This is a genomic window from Allomuricauda sp. XS_ASV26 (assembly GCF_041224615.1).
In the GTDB taxonomy this organism is placed as follows: Bacteria; Bacteroidota; Bacteroidia; order Flavobacteriales; family Flavobacteriaceae; genus Flagellimonas; species Flagellimonas alginolytica.
Map to the genome: position 1 here is coordinate 1 of NZ_JBGFGK010000029.1, position 16,960 is coordinate 16,960.

At 39.3% G+C, this 16,960-nt stretch carries 12 protein-coding genes; 4 read left to right on the forward strand and 8 right to left on the reverse strand.

The features are described 5' to 3' along the window. Window positions 1-364 precede the first annotated feature (364 nt). The 5 genes from AB9K32_RS04445 to AB9K32_RS04465 all read right to left on the reverse strand — a co-directional run bounded on the left by AB9K32_RS04445 (window position 365) and on the right by AB9K32_RS04465 (window position 7,120). Window positions 365-2,590, reverse strand: coding sequence for a TonB-dependent receptor domain-containing protein (locus AB9K32_RS04445; protein WP_138259783.1), 2,226 nt, complete (start codon window positions 2,588-2,590; stop codon window positions 365-367). A gap of 64 nt (window positions 2,591-2,654) precedes the next feature. Next, window positions 2,655-3,002, reverse strand: coding sequence for a hypothetical protein (locus tag AB9K32_RS04450; RefSeq protein ID WP_138259784.1), 348 nt, complete (start codon window positions 3,000-3,002; stop codon window positions 2,655-2,657). 688 nt (window positions 3,003-3,690) lie between these two features. Beyond that, window positions 3,691-4,806, reverse strand: coding sequence for a tyrosine-type recombinase/integrase (locus AB9K32_RS04455; protein ID WP_369884480.1), 1,116 nt, complete (start codon window positions 4,804-4,806; stop codon window positions 3,691-3,693). Between the two features lie 146 nt (window positions 4,807-4,952). Continuing rightward, window positions 4,953-6,071, reverse strand: coding sequence for a GTP cyclohydrolase (locus AB9K32_RS04460; RefSeq protein ID WP_369884481.1), 1,119 nt, complete (start codon window positions 6,069-6,071; stop codon window positions 4,953-4,955). 80 nt (window positions 6,072-6,151) lie between these two features. After that, complete coding sequence (locus AB9K32_RS04465; protein WP_369884482.1) at window positions 6,152-7,120, reverse strand: transporter; 969 nt, start codon at window positions 7,118-7,120, stop codon at window positions 6,152-6,154. A gap of 86 nt (window positions 7,121-7,206) precedes the next feature. Between AB9K32_RS04465 and AB9K32_RS04470 the strand changes: the two genes are divergently transcribed. From AB9K32_RS04470 to AB9K32_RS04485, 4 genes are read left to right on the forward strand one after another with little or no spacing between them, the layout of a single operon-like run. Further along, on the forward strand, window positions 7,207-7,467 hold the full coding sequence (locus AB9K32_RS04470) for a DUF4834 family protein (protein ID WP_224837021.1): 261 nt from the start codon (window positions 7,207-7,209) through the stop codon (window positions 7,465-7,467). A gap of 24 nt (window positions 7,468-7,491) precedes the next feature. Continuing rightward, entirely contained in the window at window positions 7,492-9,924 is a 2,433-nt protein-coding gene (locus tag AB9K32_RS04475) for a YfhO family protein (RefSeq protein ID WP_369884483.1), read from the forward strand. After that, entirely contained in the window at window positions 9,924-11,192 is a 1,269-nt protein-coding gene (locus AB9K32_RS04480; RefSeq protein WP_369884484.1) for a glycosyltransferase family 4 protein, read from the forward strand. The genes AB9K32_RS04475 and AB9K32_RS04480 overlap by 1 nt, the downstream gene beginning before the upstream one ends. Continuing rightward, window positions 11,192-12,658 (forward strand): lipopolysaccharide biosynthesis protein, encoded by a 1,467-nt coding sequence (locus tag AB9K32_RS04485; RefSeq protein ID WP_369884485.1) that lies wholly within the window; start codon window positions 11,192-11,194, stop codon window positions 12,656-12,658. The genes AB9K32_RS04480 and AB9K32_RS04485 overlap by 1 nt, the downstream gene beginning before the upstream one ends. Before the next feature lie 43 nt (window positions 12,659-12,701). Here AB9K32_RS04485 and AB9K32_RS04490 read toward each other — a convergent pair whose 3' ends face one another. The 3 genes from AB9K32_RS04490 to AB9K32_RS04500 all read right to left on the reverse strand — a co-directional run bounded on the left by AB9K32_RS04490 (window position 12,702) and on the right by AB9K32_RS04500 (window position 16,949). Next, window positions 12,702-13,913, reverse strand: a complete 1,212-nt coding sequence (locus tag AB9K32_RS04490; protein ID WP_369884486.1) for a hypothetical protein — start codon at window positions 13,911-13,913, stop codon at window positions 12,702-12,704. A 107-nt stretch (window positions 13,914-14,020) separates the two neighbouring features. Continuing rightward, window positions 14,021-15,958 (reverse strand): OmpA family protein, encoded by a 1,938-nt coding sequence (locus AB9K32_RS04495; protein ID WP_369884487.1) that lies wholly within the window; start codon window positions 15,956-15,958, stop codon window positions 14,021-14,023. Between the two features lie 10 nt (window positions 15,959-15,968). Continuing rightward, the gene (locus tag AB9K32_RS04500; RefSeq protein ID WP_369884488.1) at window positions 15,969-16,949 is read right to left on the reverse strand and encodes a type IX secretion system membrane protein PorP/SprF; all 981 of its coding nucleotides are present in this window, start codon (window positions 16,947-16,949) and stop codon (window positions 15,969-15,971) included. Window positions 16,950-16,960: the final 11 nt, after the last annotated feature.

The window sequence follows — 16,960 nt, forward strand, 5'->3', positions numbered from 1 at the left end:
CCACCATAATAGACAACAGCATTATTTTCTACTCGTTGTTTTTCATTTTTTTTACAAGAGAATAATAGACATATTCCCAAAATCAGTAACAAGGTTTTTTTTGTTTTCATATTCTTTGGTTTTAATTATTGCCAACGGTCTCGTGTATGAGCAGTAGCGGATTTAACCCACAAAACTGTCAAATTACACTGACCTTAAATTTACACTTTTTAGTTTCAAAATAGCACAGAACCCGCTATTGCTTATACACATTGTTAGCCACTGGCTTTTTTCTTTCTGCGTTGGAAAAGCCATACTCTTTTGCAATTTTTGGCTTGTGTGTCGGCTGAAGCGAATTGCAAATGTGTATGGCTTTAGCGTTGGCTTATTCACTCGGAATTCTAAACCGAACTCCTACATACAATTCTCTCCCGCGAGTTGGTCCCCAAACTGAACTTGTGTCAAAAAACTGACCGAATGGGTCTTGCCAACCTATAATCGGTCGTTCTTGCCTAAAGTCAAAAATGTTTTCGCAACCTGCATACAATTCAAACTTTTTCAGGTTGTATGTAAATTGAGCATTTACAAGCACATAATTTTCTGAAAAGTCAGGTCGTTGAAATTCTGGTGGATTGCTCTGCGTATTTGGCAATCGTTGTTGACCGTACCAATGGATATTCATATCTACGTGATACTTTTTGGATAATGGTTTGTAGCCTAAAGTCGTTACTACTTTATGTCTTGGATTGAATGGCAATAGCACTTTTTGTCCGTCAATTTCCCGATAAACATCTAAAAAGCTGTAGCCTGTTTTAAATTCAAACTGTCGCCAAAAATTTAGATAGACTTCTGCCTGAAATGTATTGCTTACGCTCTTTCCTGAGAAGTTTTCAATGATTGCCTTTGTTGGGTCTGTATCGTAATCGGGAAATATTTGGTTCTGAAAATCAGTTCGGTAATAGTCCGCACTAAAAAAACCTGTAACATTCTCGCCATTGAATTTCTGTGTAAGATTAATACCTGTATTCAATGCTTTTTCAGGTTCAAGTTGTTCTGAAAAAACAATGTCTCGTGAACTTACCAATAAACCAATATTTTCACTAAACAAATTGACCGTTCGCCATCCTGTTCCAATGTTTGCACGTACAATGGTGTTTGGTGCAATATCATATTTTAAAAGTGTTCTTGGCGTTACTATTGTGCCAAATTGATTGTGATTATCAACTCGTATTCCTGCAATCCAAGTCAGTTTATCGTTGAGTAACTTTAAGGTATTTTCTGCAAATACACCTGCAATGTTTTCGTTTCGCAAATAATTGCCTGCATACGTTCTTTGCAAGTTGTTATTTGTAAAGGAAATATCTTCATCCAAATTCAAATGACGAAAGCTAAACCCTGTCTTTAGCGAGTTGTTGCCGTAATTGAATTCATATTGAAGGTTTCCATAAAAGTTGGTCTGGTTGGCATTATACTTTACAGTTCCGAAGTAGGATTTTTGGTCTTGATAAAAACTTGAAGCGAATAAAACAAAATTGTGTTGGTCGTTTAAGCGATAGCCTGTTTTCGTCCAAATTTCGGGCTGATTGATATTTACCGTTTGTCCATAAACTTCTGTACTTCCTTTATCATTGTTTTCGTTAAAACTGGTTTGTCCGCCAATCCGCTGTTCGTTTACATATCGCAATCCTATTCGGCTGTTCCAACCCCAATCTGCGTCATTTCCATATTTTAGTTTATTGGAAACCATATATCGAGTAAGTTTTGGTAAGTCGAGAAAATTGTCGTTATCCCTGTCAAACTCATTCGCTGGTTGCACCGTATGAAGAGCTGTCAAGTTGCTCCATTTTCCTTTTTTTATTGCATAATTGGCGTTCAAATGCTTTTCTGAAAAGCTGTTGATATAGGCATTTAGCAAAAGTTTGTCGGTTTTGTCAGGTTCTTTGGTCTCTACATTTATTTGTCCGCTCATACTCTCAAAACCTTGTAAAACGCTGTTTGCCCCTTTTGAAATGTAAATGTTATCTACTAAAGTTCCTGGAATACTGCTAATCCCATATGTATAGGTCAAGCCCTGTATCATTGGAAAACCATCAATCAAAACTTGATTGTACACGCCTGAAAGTCCAAGAATACGAAGCTCTTTTGAATTTGTTATGACGTTTGTGGTTTGTGGTTGAACAGTTGTTTGTGTTTCAAAGCATCCTGCCAAATCACAACAAGCGGCTTTTCCTAATTCGGTTTGCGTAATCTGTTCTGTCTTTATTGGATTGAGATTTGAAATAATTACTCCGTCTCGTTGTCCTTTTACAACCACTTCATCAAGCTCTTGAGACTGCTCTAACTTAAACTCTACAAATGTTTGGTTCGTTATTTCTATGGTGTCTGCAATATGTCCGACATAACGAGCTATCAGAAGTTTAGGCGAAATATCCTTTGTAGTAAGTTCAAACTCGCCTTTAATGCCTGTTGTTGTGCCAATGGTTGTGTTAGCCCAAAAGACACTCGCTCCAACAAGAGGTTCGTTTTTTTCGTTGGTTACCTTTCCTAAAATACTTTGTGCAAACAAGGCATACGGAAACAGCAAACCAACAATGAATATATATTTTTTCATTGTTTCTTTTTTAAATGAGTTGAAAAGCAAAGCGTAATTCAATTACGCTTTGCCTTAAATCTGTTTACTGCTTTATTTTGTATGGTCTTTCGTCAGGATTTTCGCAACTTCCTGTATTTTGAATTGCTGAATGTATTTCCTTTTCTGTAATCAGAGCTGGATTATACACTATTTCAAATGTGGTTGTTGGTCCTGTTTTTCCTGCTTTGCAAGTGCTTACACCTTTTAGTTTCTCGACATTTGCCGAAATCATTTTTAGGTCTGTCGAGCAAGTAATGCCTTTAACTTTGGTTGTTAAAGTTTTTGTGGTGTCCGCAATTTGCACTTTTTCTTTTGTCGATTGTGCAAAAGTTACTGTTGTTGAGGCTAACATAAATGTGATAGCCATAACGAAAATATTTGAAAATTTCATTTTTCTGAATTTAAATTGTTTAACTAAAAGTTGAACCGAAGTTTCGGTTCTTTTCTGTGGTCGAAAGTGTTGTTAAACAAATTGTGGCGGTTGCCAAAAGTCAGAAATGAATTGAGAAGCTATAAATGATTGGTATCCGAAGAACTCTTCGGTTGAAAAATCAGTCTGTAACGCTGGAAAAAAAGGTGTACTAACACAAATCAAAAGGCAAGAGCCACAAATTTGAAATGGATTACACATTCCGTTATCTTTTTGTTCGTTCTGATTTTCTGAATTATGATTGTCAGAAATTGGATTACACTTACTACTGCTACAGCAAGTCTGTTGGGTTTCTGACGAAAACGGAATAGCATCAATCGCTGGTTTTACCGAGAGAAAGATTACCGTGAAGGCTAATATGTAAGTTAAAATTTTCATCAGATTGTTACAAAGCTACAAAATTTCAATGAGTTTCCTTTCGAGCCTTGGCGAAAAACAGCTCTTTTGGTTTTTTCTGCGTTGGCTTTCGTGTCGGCAAAAACCAAATGTGCTGTTTGTGCGGCTGGCTTTTTAGCTTGTGGCTAACTTGTTTATATGCCGAACTTTACTGAGTTTATACCCCTACAAAGGAGGACTATGCCCAAGTTTATACATGGCTTCTTCAGTTTAGCCCGGTTGTGTTATTTTCTTACAATGCAATATACTGTTTTTATAGATCATCAAACGGACTGCTAATATTTTTAAAACTATTCTCGGTAACGTGGGTGTAGATCATTGTAGTTTTGGGACTGCTATGGCCCAATAGTTCCTGTATGTACCTAATGTCGGTACCGTTTTCCAATAAATGTGTGGCAAAGCTGTGCCGAAGCGTATGCAATGTAACCTCTTTTTTAATTCCCGCTTTAAAAACAGCTTTTTTTAATACCCATTGCGCACTGCTAGTACTGTATTTTTCCGAACGCTGACCTTCGAATAAATATTTACTCGGTTTATATTGTCTATAATAAGTACGTAGCGTTTCCAAAAAACTATGGGACAACAAGGTATACCTGTCCTTTTTTCCCTTTCCTCCCTTAATATGGACCAACATTCGATCACTATCAATATCGGTCACTTTTAAATTGATGGCCTCACCGATTCGCAATCCGCCCGAATAGATCAAGGACAGTAACGTTCTGTGTTTTAAGTTGTGTGTTTCCTCTATTATGGACCGTATTTCTTCCTTGCTCAAAACAACAGGAAGTTTCTTTTCCTTTTTTGGCCTCACCAGATCTAGGGCCTCCATAGCTATATTTTTGAACAAAAAATATTTTTTGATACCATTGATACATTGGTTTTGGTATGAAATTGATTTTCCTTCGTTCACGATAAAATCATAATTAAAGGACTCCACCAATGCCTTGGAATAGATTTTTGATTTTTTTAGGATGGCGTACCTAACAAAAAAAACGCTTACTTCTACATAAGTATTCACGGTATTTGGGCTCAATCTTTTCTCCATCAACCACTTTCTGAAACTATGTAGATCTCGTTGTTGTTTTGGACCTAAAGGAGGTAAAGAGAACGGCTTTTTATTTTTGGGGAGTCCTTTCTTTTTTTGTCTCACCTCTGAATAGTCCACATAGCATCCGATTTTTCGTAAATGATTGAAAATAAGGTTTAGATTATTTGAGGAGTTTTCCAGATAGAACGTACCATCCAGAAGGTCCTGCTGCAATACCGGCAACTTTAATAAATGTTTCCTTAGTGTTGTGTCCGATTTATAGTCGATACGGATAATGTCCGCCCCATTTTTTGTCCCTAAAACCAGTTTTACGGATTTCATTTTATTTCGTTTAAAATAAATAGGGGGTGCTACGCGGTAAACCTGTCCGTTAAAATACAAAATCAAATTTGTAAACGATCAGTGTAACTATTTGGCCCAAATACTGTCTGTTATTTTGGTACCGATGCTTAAGGAAAAAGGGGAGACTATAGGTTTTTTACATAAGTGCGTCTACGACGAATTACCTTGGGGTCAAAATGCTTCCACATCTGTTGTATGGCAATATTGTCCTCCAGTTCGGGGGTTCTAATGCAATTCACAACGCCACGCTTTTTAAAAGTGTGGTGGAACTCGTTAAAAATAATGGCCGTAACACCTTTGTTCTGGTATTTTGGATGAATGCCGATAAGGTAGAAAATGGCATCCTTACTGTGTTTTCTGGCGTGGAGCAAATGGAAAATGCCGAACGGGAACAATTTGCCCTTGGCCTTTTGCAAAGCTTCCGAGAAAGAGGGCATTACAATGGCAAAGGCCACCATATTGTCCTCGGCGTCCACCACAAACTTAATATACTCCGGGTTTATAAAACCAATGTACTTTTTCTTAAAATATTCCTTTTGGATATCCGTGATCTTAACAAAGGAAGATAGTTTGGCATAACTATCGTTGAACAGGTCGAACATTTTGTCCACCCACGGCATAATATCGGCACTTTTCTTAAAGTTGAGTTCTCTGAGCCCGAATCGTTTTTTGATGAGCATATTGGCTTTCTCAAAAAGTTTGGGGTCCGCATTGGCCGCCAAAAATTTGCTTTCGGAGTATTTTTTTTCCGTGGTGAACCCGTGCTTTTCATAATGAGATTGATAATAGGGGTGATTGTACCAGGTGATCATATTGCCAACTTGATCAAAACCTTCGGTGAGCACGCCCACTTTGTCCAAATTGGAAAAACCTACAGGACCTTCCATGTAATCGAGTTGGTTTTCCTTGCCGATTTCCTTCACTTTGTCCAACAAGGCCTTGGAAACTTCCAGGTCGTCCACAAAATCGAACCAACCAAAGCGCATTTTTTTAAGCCCCTGTTCCTTAACCTCCAACCAATTTATTATGGCCGCTACGCGACCCACTAACTTACCATCCATGTAGGCTAAAAAAAACTGCGCCTCCGCTGTTTTAAAAACAGGGTTCTTGTCCTTGTCAAAAGATTCCATTTCATCATTGATAATAGGGGGTACCCAATACGGGGAGCCTTTGTAGAGCGAGAAAGGGAATTTTACAAATCGTTTAAGGTCCGATTTGGACGAAACCTGTTTTATGGTAACCATAGTTGCAAATTAATACCCAATATTATGAATATTACTTGCGCTAGAAAAATAAGATGGTGTAAAACGTAAAAATCCATGGATTAACCACGGTTTTTTCTCTTCTTTTTTGATTTCCGTTTATTGGAGTTCTTTTTGATTTTCCCGTTCATGCCAGATTGCTGCTCGTTGATCGGGATAAGTTCATCTTTATGAAAATCCAAGCGATACGAAAAACCGAGCACTACAAATATACGGGAAGGGTCGTTTTTAAAACCCGACCCCATATGGATATCGGCCTGGAAATTAGGATTGATCAAACGGGCCACCCCGGTCCTTAGAATAATATCAGAATAGCGATCCCCGGAAATGCCCTGTCCCTCAAAAAAGACACTCCATCTGGGGTCACGAAAAGCATGGGTTACCGAAAGGGCGTATCGCCATTCGGGAGTATCGGTCGTAATGAGATCGTAGGCAATATTGGAAATCAATACAAACCTTGGGGATAGCCTGCTCTGTGTTTGGATTCCACCACGGTACGAAATTGTAGGTTCGCCGGGATAGAACGGATTATCGCCCAATACAAAATTCGCACCACCGTACACCGACACGGCCGGAATCAGGTTTTTCCATTGAAAAAGGTTGTTGGCCCTCCAGCTGTACAAGTTGGGTTTGCTCCGAGCAGGATCTTTGTAGGGGTCAAAGACCAAATATTTTAATCCTACACGATTTCTGGAAAAATTGGTGAGCGAACCCTCGATGCCCAAGTCGGGATAAGTAATGTTCTGTGTAATGAACGTACCTTCCATGATCACTTCCAGCTCCTCGAAAAGCAATCCGTAACGTAGGGCATAATCGGCGCCAAAAATGTTGGAGTCGGAGTTTAAGTCCGCATTGTCCTGCTGTTCGTACAGCAAGCCAACTTCTGCCTGCACCACATTTTTACCAACGGCATAGGCACTTGCGGCCCTGCCCGGGCGGTTGGAATTGATCACATCGGTATATTGTGCGCAGATAATGGTGGGGAAAAAAGCGAGTAAAAAGAATTTCTTTTTGATTATGGAAATGTCCATATAACTGGTTTTTAATACTATTTTAAGATACGTTTTATGGGTTTGCGGGACTAACAGTGTAAATTTGATTCAATAACTGAGGTTATATGGTTTTATTACAAACGATTTTAATATTCATATTAGTATACTACGGGCTTAAATTCCTGTTAAAATGGTTGGCGCCGAAATTGCTCAATTACGCCATGCGCAAGACCAACGAGCGTTTTGAGCAGCAGTTCGGAAATCCTGGGGATTTTGGACATACAAAAACACGGGAAGGGGAGACCACCATATCCAAAAAACCGCAACGCAGATCCAATCCTTCAAAAAAAGTTGGAGAATACATAGATTTTGAGGAAATTGATTAATATTTGCCGAATCAAAACCTATCCATGAATCTTTCTCCAAAAGCCATTATCACCCATATTTGTGTTATTGCTTTATTCATTCTTGCATCACTGGTCTATTTTTATCCAGTTTTACAGGGAAAAGCTATTTATCAATCCGATATAGCGTTGTACAAGGGCATGGCCCAGGAACGGGATGCCTACAAGGATGCCACGGGTGTGGAGTCCTATTGGACCAATAGTGCATTTGGCGGCATGCCCACCTACCAGTTGGGAGCCAATTATCCCCATAATTACGTAAAAGAGTTAGATCGTCTGATTCGTTTTTTACCGAGACCCGCCGATTATTTATTTCTATATTTTATAGGGTTTTACATTCTGTTGCTTTGCCTTAAGGTTGATTTTAGGTTGGCGGCCCTTGGAGCCATAGCTTTTGGCTTCTCTACCTACCTGATTATTATTCTTGGCGTGGGGCACAATGCCAAGGCACATGCTTTAGGGTATATTCCAATGGTTCTTGGCGGGGTTGTGCTCGTTTTTCGAAAAAAATATATTCTAGGATTTATACTCACTGCACTGGCCATGGCACTCGAAATAAGTGCCAATCACTACCAAATGACCTATTATTTTATGCTTTTGGTGCTACTAATGGGTTTGGTATATCTCATTTATGCCATTAAGGAAAAAGAACTAAAACACTTTTTTGTTTCAGTAGGAATTTTGGTTTTGGCCGTTGTTCTTTCCGTTTTTACCAATGCCACAAGTTTGCTGGCAACAAAGGAGTATGCCGATTGGAGTACCCGTGGTAAATCTGAACTCACCATTAACCCCGATGGAAGTGAAAAAGCCGTTTCCACAGGGTTGGACTACGATTACATTACACAATACAGTTATGGGGTAATGGAATCCCTAAATGTATTTGTACCTAGGCTGTTTGGTGGTTCGGGCAGTGAAAACCTGGGCAAGGATTCCAAAGCTTATGAATACTTGACCAATCAAGGGTTGACCCCCACCAAAGCATTGGAATTTTCGAGTGGTCTACCACTTTATTGGGGCGATCAACCCATTGTAGCAGCCCCTGCCTACGTAGGCGCAATCGTTTTCTTTTTGTTTGTGTTGGGCGGTTTTTTGGTTGATGGAAGAAAAAAATGGTGGTTATTATCGGGAGCTGTTATGGCCTTGCTCTTATCGTGGGGCAAGAACTTTCCTTTGCTCACCAATTTTATGATAGATTATTTTCCCATGTACAATAAGTTCCGGGCCGTATCCTCCATACAAGTAGTACTGGAACTCTGTTTGCCGGTGCTTGGTATTTTAGGGGTTTGGGAACTGTTTAAATCCAGCACAGGTCAAAAAGAAAAACTAAATGCTTTAAAATGGAGTTTTTTCATAACGGCTGGTTTGGGCATAGTGATCTTATTGTTAAAAGGTTTCTTTGATTTTGAAGGTTCCCGGGACGAAATGTACCGTGGATACTTTGGAGATGAGTTAATGTCCATGATCCTACGCGATCGTGAAGCTGTTTATGTTAGCGACACCATTCGTTCGTTGGTCTATGTTCTTTTGGCCGCAGCCGCATTGTGGTTTTTTATTAAAGAGAAAATCAACAAAAACGTTTTAGTATTTGCCCTTGGCGCCCTTATTCTTTTTGATTTGGTAGGAGTGGACCTTAGGTACGTGAACGAGGACGATTTTGTACGTCAGCGTCAAGTAAACCAACCGTTCCAAGCCAGTCAAATAGACCAAATGATCATGCAGGACGATTCCATTTATCGTGTTTTTGACCCTCAGGAAGGCATCAATGGTTCACGAACCTCCTATTTTCATAAATCGATCGGTGGCTACCATGCTGCCAAACCACGGGCACTGCAAGATCTGTTCGAGTATCATTTGTACCAGAACAACCTTCAGGTTCTTAATATGTTGAATGTTAAATATATTATCCAACAAGATGAGGAAGGCAATAGTTTTCCGGCTGTAAATCCAGATGCCAATGGCAATGCTTGGTTTGTGGATCAATTGGTGGCCGTTTCATCTGCCAACGAGGCAATCCAAAAACTGGGCGATTTTAATTCCAAGACACAGGCCGTGGTGAACACGGCGCAATATCCGGAATTGACCAAGATGCGTTACACAGCAGATTCGTTGGCAAGAATAGATTTGGTGGATTACCGCCCCAATTACCTAAAATATACATCTAAAAACCCCAATACTGGTTTTGCCGTATTTTCCGAGATGCATTATCCATCGGGCTGGAATGCTTTTGTAGATGGTGAATTTCAGGAACATTACAAAGTAAACTATGCACTTCGCGGTATCAAGGTACCCGCTGGTGAGCACGAAATCGAATTCAAGTTTGAGCCCGAAGTGGTGGAAACTGGTAGTCAGATCAGCTTGGTGGCCAACATCCTGCTTGGCATAATTATAGTTGGGGGACTGGGCTTTACATTGTTCTTACGTAAAAAGGAAGTGGCCTAATGCGAAAAATTTTGGTCATAGCGTATTATTGGCCTCCTGCGGGTGGACCAGGTGTACAGCGATGGCTCAAATTTGTAAAATACTTGCCCGAACTTGGGTTGGCCCCCATCGTTTATGTTCCGGAAAATCCTAGCTATCCGATAATCGATAACAAACTGGTGAACGAAGTTCCAAGTTCCATCCGAATACTGAAACGTCCCATAAAAGAGCCCTACGGTTGGGCCTCAATATTGTCCAAAAAGAAAACTAAGACCATAAGTTCTGGAATTATAAAGGAGAAAGATCCATCTTTTATAGAGAAGGTGCTGCTTTGGATTCGCGGTAACTTTTTTATTCCTGATGCGAGGAAACTTTGGGTAAAACCATCCATTTCTTATTTGGCGAAGGTAATCGCGGACGAGGGCATAACCACTATTGTCACAACAGGGCCACCGCACAGTTTACATTTGATCGGACTTGGACTCAAAAAAAAGTACAATATCCAATGGGTCGCCGACTTTAGAGACCCATGGACCTCTATTGGGTACCACAAAAGTTTACGGCTCACCAATTATGCCCATTTAAAACATAAGGCACTGGAAAAAGGCGTTCTTTTGCGAGCAGATAAGATCGTGGTAACAAGCAGAACCACAAAATTGGAATTTGAGGCCATAACTCCCAAGCCCATTAAAGTGATCACCAATGGTTTTGATGATGAATTGCCATTGGTTGCCTTGGATAAAAAGTTTACCATTTCACATATTGGTTCGTTGTTGACAGGCAGAAACCCTTTAGGTTTTTGGAAAGCTGTACAGGAACTATTGTCTGAAAATGAATTGTTTAAAGACGCTTTACATATCCAACTGGCAGGTGTAGTGGGGGAGGAAGTGCTACAATCCATTAAGGATTTTGGACTTACCGACTATGTGGAACAATTGGGCTATCTTCCACACGATAAGGTTTTGGAAACCCAGCAAAAGTCACAATTGCTATTGCTGTTGGAGATTGATTCCAAAGAAACCAAAGGTATTATTCCAGGAAAACTGTTCGAATATTTGAATGCCAAGCGACCTATTTTGGCCATAGGACCACAAGGCTGGGAGGCGGGTGCTATGGTCGTGGACCATAAAGCGGGAACGTTCTGTTTGCATAATGATGTAGCGACTTTAAAAACTGTACTTTTGGAGGCATTCCATCAGTACGAAAAAGAAACTTTAGGTTGTAATTCAGAAGGGGTGGAGCAATATCACAGACGGGCGTTAACGGAATCTTTGGCTAAATTTATCTAATGGGCGTTGTTCTTAAGCAATCCATACAAAATACAGTAGTAACGTATCTGGGGTTCTTTTTTGGAGCTATTAATACGTTGTTTCTGTATACCAAAATACTGCCGGACAAATATTACGGCCTGGTAACCTTTATTTTGGCTTCGGGAGCCATATTAATGCCGCTAATGGCATTTGGGGTGCACAATACCATGATCAAGTTTTATAGCAATCATCAAGAGACCGAAAAAGATGGTTTTTTTACCTTGATGTTGTTGGTTCCGCTGCTCGGGGTAGTTCCCGTTGCCTTGGTCGGCTTGATTTGGTACGATCCCATTGGCGATTGGGTGTCCCAAGTAAACCCTAAGGTAAAGGATTATCTGTGGTATGTCTTTTTTGTGGGACTAGCGATGGGCTATTTTGAAGTATTTTACTCCTGGACCAAGGTGCATCTAAAGTCGGTTTTCGGAAACTTTATGAAGGAGGTTTTTGCCAGGGTAGGGGTGTCCCTTTTGCTTGTCCTGTTTTATTTTGATGTGATCTCATTGGATATGTTCTTCAAATGTTTGGTAGGATTGTATTTATTGCGGACACTGATCATTAAAATGTATGCTTTTTCCCTTCGGATGCCCAAGTTTAGTTTTAAGTTTCCGAACTATACCAAAGAAATCCTGTCCTATTCTTTTTTAATTATTTTGGGAGGATCTGCATCCCTGGTTTTGTTGGAAATAGACAAAGTGATGCTGAATCAGTTCATCAGTATAGAAAATGTGGCGTATTATGGAGTGTCCGTTTATATCGCTACTGTGATTATTGTACCGTCTCGTGCCATGCACCAGATTACTTATCCATTAACAGCAGAGCTGTTGAATACCAAAAATGAAGCTGGTCTGGATACTTTGTACAAAAAAACCTCACTAACACTGTTCATTGCTTCGGGCATCTTGTTCGTTTTGATTATTTTAAACCTCAACGACTTATATTTAATGCTTCCCGAAAATTATAGAAATGGCTTCACCATTGTGTTCTTGATCGGTTTGGCCAAAGTTATGGATTCACTTTTGGGAAACATAAATTCTATCTTGTACAACTCTAAATACTATAAAACGGTGTTGGTGTTCGGGGTCTGTTTGGCTGCCTTGACCATTTTGCTCAACTTTTTGTTGATTCCCAAATTAGGTATGGAAGGGGCTGCATGGGCCAGTTTTGTCTCTATTTTTATCTTTAATCTGGTAAAATTGGTTTTTGTGAAGCTGAAATTTGGCATTTTGCCTTTTACCTCGGCGACCTTTAAGGTTTTTTCGACCTTGGTCTTATTGATTGTACTGTTCGATTTTGTGCAGTTTCAATTTCATCCGTTAATAAATATTGGTTTAAAATCCATATTGGTATCTGTAATGTACTTAGGTATTTTGTACCGTTTTAATATTTCTGAAGATGTATCCGGAATATTGTCCAAATGGCTCAAAAAAATACCCCGTAGCGAATAAATTCAGCTACGGGGCATACAACTAACCAACCTAAAAAATCTTTCTAATTGTTACTTCTTGAAGATCTCGAGGACCTTGAAGCACTTGTATTACTTTTTCTATTGCCAGAACTTCGGCTTACCGTTGCTCTTGAACTACTTTTTCTGCTCACGGTGCTTTTCTTGACACTAGGCCTTGCACTTTTGGACACTGTTCTGCGTGTAGAGTTGCCTTTGTTCAGCGTTGTTCTATTGGAAGACCTTGCTACCGATTGAGGCTTTTTATATGTACTACTACTTGTGCGTTTTACAGTGGTCCCTCGTGAGTTACTGGTCACTTTTCTTGTGCTCACGGTTCTCTTGTTCGGAGTTCGAGTGACCTTTGTATTGGTGGTCACAGTTCTACTTGATCGACCAACGTTGTTGGATTTTCTGTAATTATTGCTACTGGAACTCCTTGAAGCCACCGTATTTCTTTTTACGGTATTGCTGGAACGGTTTGCTGTTGAGTATCCTCTTCTTGAGGAATTTTTGGATACCGTTGCATTGCTTCTTCCATAATCGACCCTTCTGGCGCTATTGTCCCTTACAGAAACTCTTCTGTCATTTCTATAGATTTTGTCCCTTCTATACCTGTTATCATTTCTATAGACTTTGCCAACTCTTGCATAAGCACGTCTTGTATTGTATCTATAGGGTGTATAATATGTATATCGAACAGGTCTGTAATACCTTCTGTACGGTCTAGCGTATACGTTGCAAAAACCAACGGTCGGTCTTATAAAATATCTGTGAAAAGGTCTGTACACATATCTTCGATTATATACATTGATAAACCCTGTGTAGTGACTAAAAACTCCACCATTATAGTAAACATGTAGGCCACCAATTCTCCGTACCCTACCATTGTTGTACCAGATATCCACATTTCCTATTTGTGATACACGACCATAGTAATCGTAAAAAATAGGGGTGTTCTCTACTTGTATTACAGCACCGTAATCATCGTACTGAACAAATGGATTGTAGTTATATCCAGAGTTAAAAGTGATACCGACATTGCCAATTCTAGCTCCTACGCCAACATTTACCCTATTGTCCATATAGAAATCGAACTCACCATCGGGATAAACGGAAAAAGTAACCCCATCTTCTACAAAGATGAAAGAATTTCCATATCGATAATTAGGTGCGGTAACCGTTGTATTTGTTGTTTCTGCTTGGATACTTGGTATTCCAAAAACAACCGCTGCTATAATGAGTACTAACTTTTTCATACTACAAGGTTTTAAGTTCCAGATGCAAATATTTACATCCACCTTGTATTAAGCAATCAGCGTGCCAAAAAATATAACTAGATGATATACAGTGTGTAAATAATTATTTATTTAATAATAAACATTGATCTTCGGTTAAGTTGATGTTGCTCATCGGTACACTCGACTCCATTGGAACATTCGTTTAACAACTGTGTTTCTCCATATCCTTTTGCGGTAAGCCTACTTCTACTAATACCTTTCTTTACAAACCAATTTAAGGTGGATTGTGCCCTTCTAGAAGACAATTTCATGTTGAAAGAGCTACTAGATCTTGAATCAGTATGGGATTCTATATGGATTTTTAACTGAGGGTATTGCTTTAATGCTTGTAATATTTTGGCCAACTCCACTTCTGCATCCTTTCTTATGTAATGCTTACCATAGTCAAAGTATATGGGCAAAAGATTTAATCTACACCCAAGGTCATCCACTGCACAGTCCGGTGGAGTAAGTTCTAGGTTCAGTTCTAAGGTTTTTGAACCTCTAGGAGTCTTGATATTTTTTTCTGTAGGTGTATATTCCCTAGTGTCATTTTCACCTCTTACTGCATATTGTTTGCCACAATCCACTAAATTTTCAAACTTGTATTTCCCTTTTTTATCGGTTGTTGTTTGTGAAACTACATTATTGTTTTCATCTAATAAGGTAACTTTTGAATTGCTTAATGGTTGGGTTGTGTTTGCATCCGAAACCAGTCCTTCAATATTTATTACACCGCATTTTTCCCAAACTCTATAGATATCATCAGAAACGCTACCTTCATCACCGTCTCTATTGGATGAAACAAACCCCACTTGTTTTTCCTCGTTGATAATAAAACCAAAATCATCCTTGTTCGAGTTTATGGGCTGTTTTAGGTTCGTAACTTTTATAAACTCGCCTTCACTGTCCAGCGAAACAGCAAAAACGTCCAATCCACCCAATCCTAAATGCCCATCGCTGGAAAAATAAAGGATATTGCTCTTGCTGACATAGGGAAAAGTCTCCCGCGCTTCTGTGTTAATTTCTGGCCCAAGGTTAACAGGGGTCCCATAGTTCTTTGATTCACTTATTTTTACATACCAAATATCAGATTCACCCAATGTTCCTTTCATGTTGGATGAAAAGTACAAGCGAGTTTCATCTGGACTTAATGCAGGGTGTGCTACAGAGTATGAATCACTATTAAAAGGCAATTCTTCGACATTGCTCCACAGCCCTTCATCATTTTTTTCCGCTCTATAAATTTTAAGCGTCACAATTTTTTCTTTGTTCTTCTTTTTCTTACCGTTTATATAGTTGTTTCGGGTAAAGTACATGGTATTACCGTCTTTTGTGAAAGCGGCGGTTGTTTCATGATATGGCGAATTTATTTCTCCCTTGATAGGTTTAGGGTTTGCGATTTCCCAGTCATCGGTAATTTCGGCCTCATACAAATCAACATAGGGTAATCCAGACCAATTATGAACTTTAGAGCCTTCTGTTTCTTGGGAAGAAGAGGCATATACAAGCTTGTCCATAAAAAAAGATGGGCCAAAATCTGAACTGGACAATAGTTTTGTAATGTTATCCACTTCAAATTTTTTGGATTGAAAATCCACTAAGCTATCCAGAGCGGAATACTCGTTCGCATATATTTCAGCGATTCTGGTGGTTGCTGATTTTTCGGCAAATGTGCCCATTACCTTTTTCGATTCTTGATATTCCCCAATACTTTTTAAGCTCTGTGCAGTTCTATAATAATAGACAGCTTCCATCTCATCGGAGTATTTTTTTATCAACTCTTTATACCATTTTACAGCATTGGCATAATCACTATTAAAATAGTACGTGTCTCCTAACTTTTTATAGACTTGGGCCGATTCATATCCATCTTCTACAACTTTAAGGTATATTTCCCTCGCATTGATGAAATCGTAGGTATCAAATTCTTTGTTTGCTTTTTTGATTATGCTCGACTGTGCGTTCATTGCACAGGTAAAACAAATAAATAAGGAGAGTAGGAAGTATTTTTGGGGTAACATATGCTGTGTATTAAAAAAATCTTGGGGCTACTATTTTTTCCGCTTTGTTAAAGATGTCGAATCGAAGAAAAACTTCATAAGAACCGTTGCTATAATCTTCAATTGCTGTTGATTGGTAATCATATCCTACACCTGCAAAGATGCTGTCCGAAATTTGAAATCCCAATAATGCACTTATGGACGCGTTCCATCTATACGATGCCCCAACGACAAACTTTTCCTTGAACATAAAATTGGCCGATAAATCCCATTGAAGGGGAGCACCATCTACCATTCTCCAAAGGGTTGCTGGTTTTAATTTTAGATTGGGATTCAGGTCGAATACATAGCCGGCAATAAAAAAATAGTGCAACCTTTCCACCACAACACCTTCAAGGTTTTCGTCATCTAGTGATTGTTCATCAAAGTGCTGTATGGAAAGGAAATTTGGAACGGATACCCCGGTATAGAATTTTTGGGTATTGTAATATATTCCGGCCCCCACTTGTGGTTGGATTTTGGAATCTATATTATTTTGAAAGAATGGGTCGTTGGGATTTGATAAATTTAATTTGGAGTAATCCACGTCCAACATATCTGCTCCGACCTTCAACCCAAATGAAAGCTTGCTCACATTTCTCCGGGCCAAATGAAGTGCATAAGAAAAGTCGATTGCAGCATTGGATTCAACTGCCGGGCCTATTTGATCATGAATAATCGATAGCCCTATTCCCATATTGTCATATAAACCGGCAGGGAGGTTTACCGTAAAAGTCCCGGTTTTTGGGGAACCTTCCAGGTCAACCCATTGGTAACGGCCCAACACACCAAAGCTCAATGTTTCCCTTGAACCCACATAGGCTGGATTTATAATCTGGGTATTGTACATATATTGTGTGTATTGTGCATCTTGTTGGGCACACATCAAAAAAGTTGACCCCAGGAGGCATATATAGAAAACTATTTTTTTCACGTTTTTGTCTATTGACCTTTTTAGCAAAGGATTTGTCATCTTTAAAAGTT

Excerpts from the sequence above, each read along its gene's own strand:
- AB9K32_RS04500 (WP_369884488.1), bottom strand. The coding sequence starts at position 16,949 with ATGACAAATCCTTTGCTAAAAAGGTCAATAGACAAAAACGTGAAAAAA.
- AB9K32_RS04460 (WP_369884481.1), bottom strand. The coding sequence starts at position 6,071 with ATGGTTACCATAAAACAGGTTTCGTCCAAATCGGACCTTAAACGATTT.
- AB9K32_RS04450 (WP_138259784.1), bottom strand. The coding sequence starts at position 3,002 with ATGAAATTTTCAAATATTTTCGTTATGGCTATCACATTTATGTTAGCC.
- AB9K32_RS04485 (WP_369884485.1), top strand. The coding sequence starts at position 11,192 with ATGGGCGTTGTTCTTAAGCAATCCATACAAAATACAGTAGTAACGTAT.
- AB9K32_RS04465 (WP_369884482.1), bottom strand. The coding sequence starts at position 7,120 with ATGGACATTTCCATAATCAAAAAGAAATTCTTTTTACTCGCTTTTTTC.
- AB9K32_RS04475 (WP_369884483.1), top strand. The coding sequence starts at position 7,492 with ATGAATCTTTCTCCAAAAGCCATTATCACCCATATTTGTGTTATTGCT.
- AB9K32_RS04490 (WP_369884486.1), bottom strand. The coding sequence starts at position 13,913 with ATGAAAAAGTTAGTACTCATTATAGCAGCGGTTGTTTTTGGAATACCA.
- AB9K32_RS04455 (WP_369884480.1), bottom strand. The coding sequence starts at position 4,806 with ATGAAATCCGTAAAACTGGTTTTAGGGACAAAAAATGGGGCGGACATT.
- AB9K32_RS04445 (WP_138259783.1), bottom strand. The coding sequence starts at position 2,590 with ATGAAAAAATATATATTCATTGTTGGTTTGCTGTTTCCGTATGCCTTG.
- AB9K32_RS04470 (WP_224837021.1), top strand. The coding sequence starts at position 7,207 with ATGGTTTTATTACAAACGATTTTAATATTCATATTAGTATACTACGGG.
- AB9K32_RS04480 (WP_369884484.1), top strand. The coding sequence starts at position 9,924 with ATGCGAAAAATTTTGGTCATAGCGTATTATTGGCCTCCTGCGGGTGGA.
- AB9K32_RS04495 (WP_369884487.1), bottom strand. The coding sequence starts at position 15,958 with ATGTTACCCCAAAAATACTTCCTACTCTCCTTATTTATTTGTTTTACC.